Genomic DNA, 13,270 nt, shown 5'->3' on the forward strand with positions numbered 1-13,270 from the left:
TTCAGCGCAGGAGGTACGGCATGTTGACGGTCACGGCTCCGGTGGGACAGCGGTCCGCGCAGGGGCCGCAGTACCAGCACTCGTCGACGTGCATGTACGCCTTGCCGGTCTCGGGGTGGACGGCGAGCGCGTCCAGCGGGCAGACGTCGATGCACAGCGTGCAGCCGTCGATGCAGAGGGCCTCGTCCACCGTCACAGGGACGTCGGCGCGGTGCTCCACGAGGGACATGAGTTCTCCTGTAAGGGGCTGGGCGCGGCGGTCAGGGGATGCGTGCGGTGGTCAGGGGCGGGTGCGGTGGAGCGTGCCGCTCATCGCGATGCGGTCGCCGCGGAACCGGATGAACTCCAGGTCGACCGGGCGGCCGTCGGCGAGGTGGGTGAGGCGTTCGAGCATCAGCAGGGCGGCGTCGCGCGGGGCGTCCAGGGTGGCGGCCGAGTGCGGGTCGGCGTTGACGGCCTCCAGCGTGACCTCGGCGAGCCCGAGCGGCTGGCCCGCGATCCGTTCGAGCAGGACGAAGATGTCGTTGCGGGCGAGGTCCTCGGCGAGCAGCGGCTCCCCCAGGTCGCGGGCGATGTAGGTGAGGTCGAGGGAGAGCGGCAGCCCGTTCAGCCGCCGGATCCGCTCGATGTAGACGACGGGCTCCCCCGGCGGCCGGCGCAGCCGGGCCGAGATCTCGCGGGACGGCGTGATCAGCCCGGTGGTGCGGACCTCGTTGGCGACCTCGCCGTGCTCGCGCAGCGTCTCGGCGAGCCCGAGGAGCCGCTCCAGGCCGTGCGGGTACTTCTCGGCGACGGCGTGGGTGCCGACGCCGGGGCAGCGCTCGACGAGGCCCTCGGCGCGCAGCAGGTCGAGCGCCTCCCGGACGGTGTTGCGGGACGTGCCGAACTCCCGGACGAGCTCGGCCTCGGCGGGCAGCGCGCCGCTGCCCTGCCTGCCGACGCGGAACTCGCCGTACAGCACCTGGCGGCGCAGCACGTCCGCCACCTGCCGGGCGCGGTCGGCCCGCAGCCGCCGGGCGTCGGCGAGCGTCAGGGCCTCGGCGGTGATGTCGCTCCTGGTCACGCCCATAACCTACTAAATCAATCGGAATAGGTGAATAGGCGCGCCGCTCCGCCACCCCGAACATGGTCCGCACCCCGTCCCACCTGGGCCGCCGCGCCCGCCGGACGGTGTTCCGCCACCCCGCCCCGCGCCGGGCGGGCGCGGCCCGGACGTTTCGGCACGCCTTGCCGGTACCGCAGCCCAGGACCGGCAATGCTTGATCCAAAGGGCGAAACCGGTCACCGGTGGGACTAACATCTGGCTACGTGACGAGCATCAGCCTTGACGGCACAGCCCTGGCAAGCATCGACGTCGACGCGATCGTGATCGGCGTCGCACCGGCCGGGACGGGTGTCGCCCCGGCCGCCGGCTCCGAGGACCTCGACCGCGCGCTGGACGGAAGGCTCGCCGAAGCGCTCGCCGCCCTCGGCGCCACCGGCAAGGCCGGCGAGGTCACCAAGCTGCCCGCGCTCGGCGCGGTCGCCGCCAAGCTGATCGTCGCCGCCGGGCTGGGCGAGACGCCGTCCGCCGAGGACGTCCGCCGCGCCGCGGGCGCCGCCGTCCGCTCCCTCGCCGGACACGCGAAGGCCGCCGTCGCGCTCCCGGCCGCGTCCGCCGAGGACGTCGGGGCCGTGGCGCTGGGCGCGCTGCTCGGCGCCTACTCCTTCGACTCCTACCGCACCGGCGACGAGCACAAGAGCCCCGTCGAGGAGATCCGCCTGCTCGCCCCCGCCTCCCCGGACGCGGAAGCGGCCGTCGAGCGGGCCCGGACCCTCGCCGCCTCCGTCACGCTCGTCCGCGACCTGGTCAACACCCCGCCGTCCCACCTGTGCCCCGAGGACCTCGCGGGCGAGGCCGAGCGGATCGCCGGGGAGACGGGCCTCGCCATCGAGGTGCTGGACGAGAAGGCGCTCGTCGAGGGCGGCTACGGCGGCATCGCGGGCGTCGGGCAGGGCTCGGTCAACCCGCCGCGCCTCGTCCGCCTCGCCTACGGCCACCCCGAGGCGTCCAAGACGCTCGTCCTGGTCGGCAAGGGCATCACGTTCGACTCCGGCGGCCTGTCCCTCAAGCCGTCCGAGGCCATGGACTGGATGAAGTCCGACATGGGCGGCGCGGCCGCCGTGCTCGGCGCGCTCGCCGCCATCGGCAAGCTCAAGCCCAAGGTCAACGTGGTCGGCTACTTGGCCATCGCGGAGAACATGCCGAGCGGCACCGCGCAGCGCCCGTCCGACGTGCTGCGCATCTACGGCGGCAAGACCGTCGAGGTCCTCAACACCGACGCGGAGGGACGCCTCGTCCTGGCCGACGCCATCGTCCGCGCCGGCGAGGACTCCCCCGACCTCCTCGTGGACGTGGCGACGCTGACCGGCGCGCAGCTCGTCGCGCTCGGCACCCGGACCACCGGAGTCATGGCCAACGACGACGACGTCCGCGAGAAGGTGGTCGCGGCCGCCGGGCGCGCCGGGGAGCCGACCTGGGGCATGCCGCTGCCGGCGGAGCTGCGCAAGGGCCTCGACTCGACGGTCGCCGACATCGCCAACATCAGCGGCGACCGGTGGGGCGGCATGCTCGTCGCCGGGACGTTCCTCAAGGAGTTCGTGCCGGACGGCGTCAAATGGGCCCACCTCGACATCGCGGGCCCTGCCTTCAACAAGGCCGAGCCGTACGGCTACACCCCGAAGGGCGGCACCGGCGCCGCCGCCCGCACGCTGGTCCAGATAGCCGAGGACCTGGCCGCCGGAGTTCTGTAGGGTCCCGGAACCAGGGAGCAGGAATTCTGCAGGGGACCCGCCCGCCGCCCCGGGTGGAGAACAGAATAGATTCCTTGTGGCGGCGGGGGCCCGCGACCGGCGCGCCCGCCCCGGACTACGACCACCTGAAGTGGCGCCCGGTCCACGCGGCGCCACGACCCCGGGGAAAGGGAGCGTCCAGTGGCTGACAACGGCCCCTTCGACATCGTCGTCCTAGGTGCCGGCAGCGGCGGTTACGCGTGCGCGCTGCGCGCCGCCGAGCTCGGCAAGTCCGTCGCGCTGATCGAGCGGGACGAGTCCCTCGGCGGGACGTGCCTCAACCGAGGGTGCATCCCCACCAAAGCGCTGCTGCACGCGGCCGAGGTGGCGGACCAGTCCCGCGAAGCCGCCAAGTTCGGCGTGCGGGCGACGTTCGAGGGCATCGACGTCGAAGGCGTGAACGCCTACAAGGACAAGGTCGTCACGACGACCGTGAAGGGCCTCACCGGGCTGATCAAGGCCAAGGGCATCGAGGTCGTGCACGGCACCGGGCGGCTCACCGGCCCGACCACGGTCGAGGTCGCGGGCGCGGACGGCGCCCGCACCGTCGAGGGACGGCACATCGTGCTCGGCACCGGCTCCGAGCCGAAGTCGCTGCCCGGCCTCGACATCGACGGCGAGCGCGTCATCTCCAGCGACCACGCGCTGCGGCTCGACCGCGTCCCCGGCTCCGTCGTCGTCCTCGGCGGCGGCGTGATCGGCGTCGAGTTCGCCAGCGTCTGGCGCTCGTTCGGCGCGGACGTCACGATCGTCGAGGCCCTCCCGCACCTGCTGCCGCTGGAGGAGGAGTCCAGCTCCAAGCGGCTGGAGCGTGCCTTCCGCAAGCGCGGCATCAAGTACGAGCTCGGCACCCGCTTCGAGAGCGCCAAGCCGACGCAGGGCGGCATCTCCGTCACCCTCGAAGGCGGCAAGACGATCGACGCGGAGCTGCTGCTCGTCGCGGTCGGACGCGGCCCGGTCTCCGACGGCATCGGGCTGGCCGAGGCCGGCGTCGAGACCGAGCGCGGGTTCGTCAAGGTCGACGAGTACTGCCGGACGAACGTCCCCACGATCTCGGCGGTCGGCGACCTGATCCCGACGCCGCAGCTCGCCCATGTCGGCTTCGCCGAGGGGATCCTCGTCGCCGAGCGGCTGGCCGGGCTCAACCCGGCGTCGATCGACTACGACGGCGTTCCCCGCATCACCTACTCCGACCCGGAGGTGGCCTCGGTCGGCATCACGACCGCCGTGGCCCGAGAGCGCGGGTACGAGATCAAGGAGGTCACCTACGACCTGGCCGGCAACCCCAAGAGCAAGATCCTGGGGACGCAGGGCGAGGTCAAGGTGATCGCGGCCGTGGACGGTCCCGTCCTCGGCCTGCACATGGTCGGGGCGCGCGTGGGCGAGCTCATCGCGGAGGGGCAGCTCATCTACAACTGGGAGGCCCTCCCGGGCGAGGTGGCCCAGCTGATCCATCCGCACCCGACCCAGTCCGAGGCGGTCGGCGAGGCGCATCTCGCCCTCGCCGGCAAACCATTGCACGTACACGGCTGACACGCCGCAACGAGTATTCCGAAGGAGCAGCTGAGACATGCCGGTCTCCGTCACCATGCCCCAGCTCGGCGAGAGCGTCACCGAGGGCACCGTCACCCGCTGGCTCAAGAAGGAGGGCGAGCGCGTCGAGACCGACGAGCCGCTCCTGGAGGTGTCGACCGACAAGGTCGACACGGAGATCCCCTCCCCCGCCTCGGGCATCCTGACCAGCATCACCGTCGCCGAGGACGAGACCGTCGAGGTCGGCGCGGAACTGGCCGTCATCGGCGACGAGGGCGAGTCGTCGTCCGGCGGCGGCGCGCCCGCCGCCGCGGCGCAGGAGGCGCCCGCGGCCGAGGCCCCGGCCGAGCAGGCCCCGGCCCATGCCCCGGCTCCGCAGGCCGAGGCGCCGCAGGCCCCGCCGCCGCCCGCCGCGTGGCCGCCGCCCGCTCAGGACCAGCCGCCGGCTCCGCCGTCCCCGGCCCCCGCCCCGCAGCAGGCGCCGCAGGAGGCGCCGCGTCCGTCCGCGCCCGAGCCGGCCCCCGCGGCGCAGCAGCAGGCGCCCGCGCAGCCCGAGGCGCCGTCCGGCGAGGGCCCGTACGTCACGCCGCTGGTGCGCAAGCTCGCCGCCGAGCACAGCGTGGACCTGTCCACGGTCAAGGGCACCGGCGTCGGCGGGCGCATCCGCAAGCAGGACGTCCTGGAGGCCGCGCGCGCCGCCCAGCAGGCCGCGCAGCAGCAGGCCGCCCAGGCCCCGGCCGCCCCCGCGGCCCCCGCTCCGGCCACGGCTCCGGCCGCCGCGCCGCAGGCGCCCGCCGGCAAGCACGCCGCCCCGGCGCCCGCGGGCGCCCCGGCCGAGCAGCTCGCGCTGCGCGGGCGGACCGAGAAGATGTCGCGGATGCGGCAGACGATCGCCCGCCGCATGGTGGAGTCGCTGCAGGTGTCCGCGCAGCTCACCACCGTGGTCGAGGTGGACATCACCAAGATCGCGCGGCTGCGGGAGCAGGCCAAGGCCGACTTCCAGTCCCGCGAGGGCGTCAAGCTGTCGTTCCTGCCGTTCTTCGCGCTGGCGACGGTCGAGGCCCTCAAGGCGCACCCGAAGCTGAACGCGGTCATCAACGGCGAGACCAACGAGGTCACCTACCACGAGGTGGAGAACCTCTCCATCGCGGTGGACGTCCCCGAGCGCGGCCTGATGGTCCCGGTGGTGCACAACGCGGGCCAGCTCAACCTGGGCGGGCTCGCGCAGCGGATCGCCGACCTCGCCGAGCGCACCCGGACCAACAAGGTGAGCCCGGACGAGCTGGCCGGCGGCACGTTCACGCTGACCAACACCGGCAGCCGCGGCGCGCTGTTCGACACCCCGATCCTGAACCAGCCGCAGGTCGGCATGCTCGGCACCGGCGCGGTCGTGAAGCGTCCCGCCGTCATCGACGACCCGGACCTCGGCGAGGTCATCGCGGTGCGGTCGATGGTGTACCTGGCGCTGACCTACGACCACCGCCTGATCGACGGCGCGGACGCCGCCCGCTTCCTCGCCACGATCAAGCACCGCCTGGAGGAGGGCAACTTCGAGTCCGAGCTCGGGCTCTGACCCCGTCCGGACCGCTCAGGGACCCCGCCGCCGGCCATGCCGCGGCGGGGTCCCGCTTTTTTCGCCGGACGGCGAGGGCTGGCCCAGGGACGAAGGCCGCTGACCGGAAAACGCACCCCAGAGGCTGAGAATCTCAGCATATGGTGGCGTACTTCCGCCTAGGGTGGTGCCATGAGGGTCACCATCACGGGCTCGTCGGGCCTGATCGGCTCGGCGCTGGTGCGGTCGCTTCGGGGGGACGGCCACGAGGTCATCAGGCTGATCAGGAGAGAACCGTCCAGGTCAGACGAGGCGCGCTGGTCCCCGGCGGACGGCTGCGTCGACGCGGCGTCGCTGGACGGCGCGGACGCCGTCGTCCACCTGGCCGGGGCCGGCATCGGCGACCGGCCCTGGACGAAGGCGTACAAACGCAAGGTCAGGGACAGCCGCCTGGACGGCACCCGGACGATCGCGGAGGCCATCGCCGCCGCCGGCCGGAAGCCGCCCGTGCTGGTCTGCGGGTCCGCCATCGGCTACTACGGCGACACCGGCGGGCAGGAGGTCGACGAGAAGAGCCCCGAGGGGCGCGGGTTCCTCGCCGCGCTGGTCCGCGACTGGGAGGCCGCCGCCGCGCCCGCCAGGGAGGCCGGCGTCCGCGTCGTCCACCCGCGGAGCGGCATCGTCCTCGCCCGCGAGGGCGGCATGCTCGGCACCACGCTCCCCCTGTTCAGGCTCGGGCTCGGCGGCAGGCTCGGCGACGGCGGCCAGTGGACGAGCTGGATCTCCATCCGCGACCAGGTCGCCGCGCTGCGCTTCCTCATCGACAACGAGATCGCCGGACCGGTCAACCTGACCGCGCCGAACCCGGTGACCAACGACGCCTACACGAAGGCGCTCGGCCGCGTCCTGCACCGGCCGACGCGGCTGACCGTCCCGAAGGTCGCACTGCGGGCGGCGCTGCGCGGCTTCGCCGACGAGGGTCCGCTGATCAGCCAGCGGGTCCTGCCGCGGCGGCTGCGGGAGGCGGGGTTCCGGTTCGCGCACGAGGACGTGGAGGCGGCCCTCCGGGACGTCCTGTGATCCCCAAGAAACGTCAAAGTCGAAGCCGATCCCGTCCAGCGGTCATACGGTGACCTAGTCATACCGTGACGTAGTCATAGCGTGACATTGGGCAAGCATGGTCTACGAGGAGGACGAATTGAGCACCGATGGACAGCCGCACATCCTCGCGATCGGCGGGGGCAGCTTCGTCCCGGACGGGCGGAACGGCCTCGCGCCGAGCCCGCTGCTGCGCTACGCGTTCGACCTGACGGGCCAGGACCGCCCGAGGATCTGCTTCGTGACCACGGCGCTCGGCGACGGCGCCGAGTACACCTCCCGCTTCTACACCGCGTTCTCCGCGATGGACGCCGAGGTCAGCCATCTGGCGCTGTTCCCGATGCCGAACGTCCCCGACGTCCGGTCGCATCTGCTCAACCAGGACTTGGTGTACGTGTCCGGCGGCAGCGTCGCGAACCTGCTGGCCCTGTGGCGGCTGCACGGGCTGGACGACATCCTGCGCGAGGCGTGGCACGAGGGCGTGGTGCTGTCCGGGCAGAGCGCGGGCGCCCTGTGCTGGCACGCCGGCGGCACCACCGACTCGTTCGGGCCGCAGCTTCGGCCGCTGACCGACGGCCTCGGGTTCCTGCCGTACTCGTGCGGGGTGCACTACGACAGCGAGCCGCAGCGGCGCCCATTGCTGCAGCAGCTCGTCGGCGAGGGGACCCTGCCCGGCGGGTACGCGGCCGACGAGGGCGTGGCCCTGCACTACGTCGGCACCGAGTTCGTCCAGGCCGTCTCCTACCGGAAGGACGCGGCCGCCTACCGCGTCGAGCCGGACGGCCCGAGGACGGCGAAGGAGTTCCGCCTGGAGCCCCGGCTACTCGCCTCCCTGTAGAACCGGACGATTTCCAGGGCTTTAAGCTGGTTCGTGTGAGCGATGTGGACGTACGCGAGCTGGTGGTGGTGCACGCGGGGTTCGGTGCGGCGGCCGTCCCGTACGTGGAGGGTTGGGAGCTGCAGAGACGCACCCACGCCCTGCGCGTGGACGACGCGATCCCCGACACCGTCCTGCTGCTGGAGCACGAGCCGGTCTACACGGCGGGCAAGCGCACCGGGAAGCTCGACCGGCCGCTCGGCGATCCGGGCGCGCCGGTCGTGGACGTCGACCGCGGCGGCAAGATCACCTGGCATGGCCCGGGGCAGCTCACCGGCTACCCGATCGTCAAGCTGCCCGACCCGGTCGACGTCGTCGGCTACGTGCGGTTGCTGGAGCAGATGATGATGGACGTCTGCGCCGACCTCGGCCTGGAGACCATCACGGTCGAGGGGCGCAGCGGGCTGTGGGTCGCGGGCACTCCCGACCGCAAGGTCGGCTCGATCGGGGCCCGGGTGATGCGCGGGGTCGCGATGCACGGGTTCATGCTGAACTGCGACAACGACATGAGCTGGTTCGACAGGATCGTCCCGTGCGGGATCCGGGACGCGGGCTCCACGAACCTCAGCCGGGAGCTCGGCCGGGACGTCACGGTCGCCGAGATCGTCCCGCTGGTGGAACGCCGCCTGGCCGCCGTCCTTGGCGCGGAGGGGACGCTGCACCGCACGACGGCGCAGCTCGAAGCCCTGGCCGGGCTTCAGGATTCGGCGGCCATCACCTTGTAGACGGCCTGCCCCTCGGTGGCGGCGGCCGCGAAGAACTCCCCGAGCCCCTTGTAGGCGGGCTTGAGGAGCTTGTCGCGGGCGGCGGCGTCGAGCCTGCCCGCGTCCTGGACGCCGGCCTTGCCCATCGCCGCCGGGTCGAACCGTCCGGCGAGCTTGCCGAACGGCGTCCCGGTGAGGTGGTCGGCGGCGGGCTTCACCCGGTCGGGCGCCAGGTAGATGACGTCCATGCCCAGCTCGTCGGCGCCGTCCTCGGTGAGCAGCCGCCCGCCGCACACGACGTCGGCCTCGGGCTGCCGCCCGTCCCACGCGTCGCCGGTGCAGAGGTAGTGCATCGCCTGCCACGCCCAGCCCAGATCGAACAGGACGGACGCGCCGCGCCGGCGCCATTCGGCGTCGCCGAAGACATGGCGGGCGATCCGTCCGGGATCCTGCTCACCCTCCAGCACCGGCGGCACCCTGAGGTACGACATTGCCAGACCCACGGCGGTCCTCCTGCTGACGCTGTTGCGTGACGACAGGGAGTCACCCTAGAGAGATCCACTGTTGGGCATGGCCGAAACACACTGAATCGGAGGATCGGACGGGCCACTGTCATACGTTCGATATCGCTCCGAGACGCCTTTGAGCCCCACCGGGTCGGAAACCGCCCGGACGGCGGCCCTGAGGGGCAGGGGCGGCGGGCCGTGCGCGTAGGGCGGCGGGCGGTGTGCCGACATCGTAGATCGCGACGTACGCTGGTTCCCGTGACGACGGTGACCCCAGAGGGGCGCAAGCTGCTGCGCGTCGAGGCGCGCAACAGCCAGACCCCCATCGAGCGCAAGCCCGACTGGATCAAGACGCGGCTGAAGATGGGCCCGCAGTACCGCGAGCTCAGCGGCCTGGTGAAGTCGGAGGGCCTGCACACGGTGTGCCAGGAGGCCGGCTGCCCCAACATCTACGAATGCTGGGAGGACCGCGAGGCCACGTTCCTGATCGGCGGCGACCAGTGCACCCGGCGCTGCGACTTCTGCCAGATCGACACCGGCAAACCCGCCGAACTCGACCGGGACGAGCCGCGCCGCGTCGCCGAGTCCGTCGCGACGATGGGCCTGAAGTACGCCACCATCACCGGCGTCGCCCGCGACGACCTGGACGACGGCGGCGCCTGGCTGTACGCCGAGACCGTCCGGCAGATCCACGCCGCGATCCCCGGCTGCGGCGTCGAGTTGCTGATCCCCGACTTCAACGCCGTCCCGGAGCAGCTCGCCGAGGTGTTCTCGTCCCGGCCCGAGGTGCTGGCGCACAACGTGGAGACCGTGCCGCGGATCTTCAAGCGGATCCGTCCCGGCTTCCGGTACGAGCGCTCCCTGGAGGTCATCACCCGCGCCCGCGAGGACGGCCTCGTCACCAAGTCGAACCTGATCCTCGGCATGGGCGAGACCCGCGAGGAGATCTCCCAGGCCCTGCGCGACCTGCACGCCGCCGGTTGCGAACTGATCACGATCACCCAGTACCTGCGGCCGAGCGCCCGCCACCACCCGGTGGAGCGGTGGGTGAAGCCGGAGGAGTTCGTGGAGCTGTCCGCCGAGGCCGAGGAGATCGGCTTCGCGGGCGTCATGTCCGGCCCGCTCGTGCGCTCCAGCTACCGCGCCGGCCGCCTCTACAAGCAGGCCGTCGAAGCGCGGGCCTGAATACCCCTGCTGTCGGGACGGCCCGGGGGCTGGCGGGACGGGCGTCCGACCCGACTATCCTTGTATCCATGTCGAAAACGCCCACGGACGGGGCCCAGGAGCGTCCGGGCCGCCTCAAGCAGATCCGCATGGTCGCCCAGGTGCTCCGGCAGGCCGACCCGAAGGCCCTGCCGATCGTGTTCGCGTCGGCGATCGGGACGCTCGTCGTCGTCATCCTGATCGGGCTGCTCTTCGGCCAGCTGTGGTTCTTCATCCCGCTGGGCGTCCTCGCCGCCGTCGCCGTCGGCATGATCGTGTTCGGTCAGCTGGCGCAGCGCGCGCAGTACAAGGTGATCGCCGGGCAGCCGGGCGCGGCCGCCGCGATCCTGAAGAACATGCGCGGGAACTGGACGGTCACCGAGGCGGTCGCCGGCAACCGCAACCTCGACATGGTGCACCGCGCGGTGGGCCGCGCCGGGGTGGTACTGGTGTCGGAGGGCCCGCGCAACCGGGTCGGGCAGCTCCTCGGCGCCGAGAAGAAGCGCCTCTCCCGCGCCGCGCAGCAGGTGCCGATCTATGACGTCCAGGTCGGGGACGACGACGGCCAGATCCCGGTCGACAAGCTGCAGCGGCACCTGATGAAGCTGCCCCGCAACCTCACCAAGGGGCAGGTGGCCGAGCTGAACGACCGCCTCCAGGCGCTCCCCCGCTCGATGCAGATGCCGAAGGGCCCGATCCCGAAGGGCGCGAAGATGCCCAAGGGCCCGAAGCCCAAGATGCGCTGACGCCCCTGACGCTTGAGGCGCCCTCCGGCAGGAGGGCGCTTTGCCGTGCCTTCTCAGATGTTGACGACGGCGGTATTACTGGCGCGATCGTGCAGGCCCCGGTAGTCCCGGTCCCAGATCAGCGCGGGGACGACGAGGACCAGCAGCAGCGTCCTGGCGAGCGCCCAGACGAGCCCCACCGGACGCCCGTCCAGCCGGGCGACGCGGATGCCGCACAGCCGCTTGCCGATCGTCACGCCGATGAACGCGGTCAGCAGCCACGCCTGGATCGCGAAGATCACGAGCGTCCACATGCTGCGCTCCGCCGGGTTCCAGCCGAGCGACCGCGCGAGCAGGCTCGCCACCAGCATCGACAGCCCCCAGTCGACGAACAGCGCGACCAGCCGCCGGGGGTAGGACGCGACCGCGCCGCTGCCGCTCTCCGGGAACCCGATCCGCTCCCCCGGCTTCCCCAGATCGACCCCGTCCGAGGGCGCCCCGCCGAGCCACGTCTGCGTCCAGCGCGGCCCGCCTTTACCACTGCTCATGCCGCCTACGCTATCCCGTCCCCCCGCAGGCCCCGACCCGGCCCCGGCCCCGCACTCGGCACGGTTTCGGGTGACGCGTAACACATCGGAAACATATGAGACACGGCCGGGAAACGGCGCCGTCCTAGCCTGCCAGGAGCCGAGAAGCGCTCAAGGAGGCCGGATGTTCAGCAGCGCCGAAGAGGTCCTGAGCTACATCAGGAACGAGGGTGTGCGATTCGTCGACTGCCGGTTCGTGGACCTGCCGGGCAAGATGCAGCACTTCACGTTCCCCGTCGAGAGCTTCGGCGAGAGCGTCTTCACCGAGGGGCTGATGTTCGACGGCTCGTCCGTCCGCGGGTTCCAGGAGATCCACGAGTCGGACATGCTCCTGCTGCCGGACCCGTCCACCGCCGTCGTCGACCCGTTCCGCCAGCACAAGACCCTGAACCTGAACTTCTTCGTCCACGACCCGCTGACCGGCGAGCCGTACAGCCGCGACCCGCGCAACGTGGCGAAGAAGGCGCAGGACTACCTGCGCGGCACCGGCGTCGCCGACACCTGCTATTTCGGCCCCGAGGCCGAGTTCTACATCTTCGACGACGTCCGCTTCGAGACCAAGGCGAACGCCGGCTACTACTACCTCGACTCGGTCGAGGGCGCGTGGAACACCGGCCGCGAGGAGCCCGGCGGCAACCTCGGCGCGAAGCCCCCGTACAAGGGCGGCTACTTCCCCGTCCCGCCGATGGACCACTACACCGACCTGCGTTCGGAGATGGTCTCGCAGCTCCTGGCCTGCGGCATCCACGTCGAGATGCAGCACCACGAGGTCGGCACGGCAGGGCAGGCCGAGATCGACTTCCGGTTCGACACCCTCCTGAAGACCGCCGACCAGCTCCTCCTCTACAAGTACATCGTCAAGAACGTCGCGCGCGCCGCGGGCAAGACCGTCACGTTCATGCCGAAGCCCATCTTCGGCGACAACGGCTCCGGCATGCACTGCCACCAGTCCCTGTGGAAGGACGGCGCGCCCCTCTTCTACGACGAGGTCGGCTACGCGGGCCTGTCCGACAACGCCCGCTACTACATCGGCGGCCTGCTCAAGCACGCCCCGTCCCTGCTGGCGTTCACGAACCCGACGGTGAACAGCTACCACCGGCTCGTCCCCGGCTACGAGGCCCCGGTCAACCTGGTCTACTCCCAGCGCAACCGCTCCGCCTGCATCCGCATCCCGATCACCGGCTCGAACCCGAAGGCCAAGCGCGTCGAGTTCCGCGTGCCGGACCCGTCCTGCAACCCGTACCTGGCCTTCTCCGCCATGCTGATGGCCGGCCTGGACGGCATCAAGAACAAGATCGAGCCCGCCGAGCCGGTCGACAAGGACCTCTACGAACTCCCGCCGGAGGAGGCCCGCGCCATCCCGCAGGTCCCGGGTTCGCTGCCCGAGGTCCTCGAGGCCCTGGAGTCAGACCACGACTACCTCCTCGAAGGCGGCGTCTTCACGCCCGACCTCATCGAGACGTGGATCACGATGAAGAACGAGTTCGAGATCGACCCCATCCGCCTCCGCCCCCACCCGCACGAATTCGAGCTCTATTACGACATCTGAGCACTCGTCCGGGCCTTGGTAAGATCCCGCTAGCGGCAAGAGCCTCCTGAGACCGTTCTCGGGAGGCTCTTTCGCGTTGTGCCCCGCACTTACCGAGGACCTTC

General features: G+C 71.6%; 13 protein-coding genes. 9 read left to right on the plus strand and 4 right to left on the minus strand.

The features are described from left to right. Nucleotide 1: 1 nt before the first annotated feature. The gene (locus ACH35V_RS09535) at nt 2–229 is read right to left on the minus strand and encodes a ferredoxin family protein (protein ID WP_067884863.1); all 228 of its coding nucleotides are present in this window, start codon (nt 227–229) and stop codon (nt 2–4) included. Nucleotides 230–280: 51 nt separating this feature from the next. Continuing rightward, nucleotides 281–1,063 (minus strand): GntR family transcriptional regulator, encoded by a 783-nt coding sequence (locus ACH35V_RS09540; protein ID WP_395971339.1) that lies wholly within the window; start codon nt 1,061–1,063, stop codon nt 281–283. A 245-nt stretch (nt 1,064–1,308) separates the two neighbouring features. Here ACH35V_RS09540 and ACH35V_RS09545 point away from each other — a divergent pair, with 245 nt between their 5' ends. The 6 genes from ACH35V_RS09545 (at nt 1,309) to lipB (ending at nt 8,617) form a co-directional block, all read left to right on the plus strand. Beyond that, complete coding sequence (locus ACH35V_RS09545; RefSeq protein ID WP_395971341.1) at nt 1,309–2,793, plus strand: leucyl aminopeptidase; 1,485 nt, start codon at nt 1,309–1,311, stop codon at nt 2,791–2,793. A 180-nt stretch (nt 2,794–2,973) separates the two neighbouring features. After that, nucleotides 2,974–4,365 carry a dihydrolipoyl dehydrogenase gene (lpdA, locus tag ACH35V_RS09550; RefSeq protein ID WP_395971343.1) on the plus strand — a complete coding sequence of 464 codons (1,392 nt, stop codon included), beginning with the start codon at nt 2,974–2,976 and terminating at the stop codon, nt 4,363–4,365. A gap of 37 nt (nt 4,366–4,402) precedes the next feature. Continuing rightward, nucleotides 4,403–5,938, plus strand: a complete 1,536-nt coding sequence (sucB, locus tag ACH35V_RS09555; protein ID WP_395971345.1) for a 2-oxoglutarate dehydrogenase, E2 component, dihydrolipoamide succinyltransferase — start codon at nt 4,403–4,405, stop codon at nt 5,936–5,938. 171 nt (nt 5,939–6,109) lie between these two features. Then, nucleotides 6,110–6,997, plus strand: coding sequence for a TIGR01777 family oxidoreductase (locus tag ACH35V_RS09560; RefSeq protein ID WP_395971347.1), 888 nt, complete (start codon nt 6,110–6,112; stop codon nt 6,995–6,997). A 118-nt stretch (nt 6,998–7,115) separates the two neighbouring features. Continuing rightward, nucleotides 7,116–7,853 (plus strand): Type 1 glutamine amidotransferase-like domain-containing protein, encoded by a 738-nt coding sequence (locus tag ACH35V_RS09565; protein WP_395971349.1) that lies wholly within the window; start codon nt 7,116–7,118, stop codon nt 7,851–7,853. 35 nt (nt 7,854–7,888) lie between these two features. Continuing rightward, entirely contained in the window at nt 7,889–8,617 is a 729-nt protein-coding gene (lipB, locus tag ACH35V_RS09570; RefSeq protein WP_395971351.1) for a lipoyl(octanoyl) transferase LipB, read from the plus strand. On the opposite strand, the gene ACH35V_RS09575 is transcribed toward lipB, so the two are convergent. Next, a complete protein-coding gene (locus tag ACH35V_RS09575) occupies nt 8,590–9,099 on the minus strand; it encodes a DUF1877 family protein (protein WP_395971353.1) in 510 nt (169 codons plus the stop codon). The genes lipB and ACH35V_RS09575 overlap by 28 nt on opposite strands. A gap of 261 nt (nt 9,100–9,360) precedes the next feature. Between ACH35V_RS09575 and lipA the strand changes: the two genes are divergently transcribed. Both lipA and ACH35V_RS09585 read left to right on the plus strand, forming a co-directional pair. Further along, entirely contained in the window at nt 9,361–10,287 is a 927-nt protein-coding gene (lipA, locus tag ACH35V_RS09580; RefSeq protein ID WP_395971355.1) for a lipoyl synthase, read from the plus strand. Between the two features lie 68 nt (nt 10,288–10,355). Then, complete coding sequence (locus tag ACH35V_RS09585) at nt 10,356–11,051, plus strand: DUF4191 domain-containing protein (protein ID WP_395971357.1); 696 nt, start codon at nt 10,356–10,358, stop codon at nt 11,049–11,051. 53 nt (nt 11,052–11,104) lie between these two features. Here the strand turns inward: ACH35V_RS09585 and ACH35V_RS09590 are convergent, their stop codons facing one another. Further along, nucleotides 11,105–11,578, minus strand: coding sequence for an RDD family protein (locus ACH35V_RS09590; RefSeq protein ID WP_395971359.1), 474 nt, complete (start codon nt 11,576–11,578; stop codon nt 11,105–11,107). 163 nt (nt 11,579–11,741) lie between these two features. Between ACH35V_RS09590 and glnA the strand changes: the two genes are divergently transcribed. Further along, nucleotides 11,742–13,166, plus strand: a complete 1,425-nt coding sequence (gene glnA / locus ACH35V_RS09595) for a type I glutamate--ammonia ligase (protein ID WP_395971361.1) — start codon at nt 11,742–11,744, stop codon at nt 13,164–13,166. Nucleotides 13,167–13,270 lie beyond the last annotated feature (104 nt).

Source organism: Actinomadura sp. 1N219, from assembly GCF_044326405.1.
Taxonomy (GTDB): Bacteria; Actinomycetota; Actinomycetes; order Streptosporangiales; family Streptosporangiaceae; genus Spirillospora.

Coding starts and splice junctions, on each gene's coding strand:
- ACH35V_RS09535 (WP_067884863.1), bottom strand. CDS start 229: ATGTCCCTCGTGGAGCACCGCGCCGACGTCCCTGTGACGGTGGACGAG.
- sucB (WP_395971345.1), top strand. CDS start 4,403: ATGCCGGTCTCCGTCACCATGCCCCAGCTCGGCGAGAGCGTCACCGAG.
- ACH35V_RS09560 (WP_395971347.1), top strand. CDS start 6,110: ATGAGGGTCACCATCACGGGCTCGTCGGGCCTGATCGGCTCGGCGCTG.
- ACH35V_RS09585 (WP_395971357.1), top strand. CDS start 10,356: ATGTCGAAAACGCCCACGGACGGGGCCCAGGAGCGTCCGGGCCGCCTC.
- glnA (WP_395971361.1), top strand. CDS start 11,742: ATGTTCAGCAGCGCCGAAGAGGTCCTGAGCTACATCAGGAACGAGGGT.
- ACH35V_RS09590 (WP_395971359.1), bottom strand. CDS start 11,578: ATGAGCAGTGGTAAAGGCGGGCCGCGCTGGACGCAGACGTGGCTCGGC.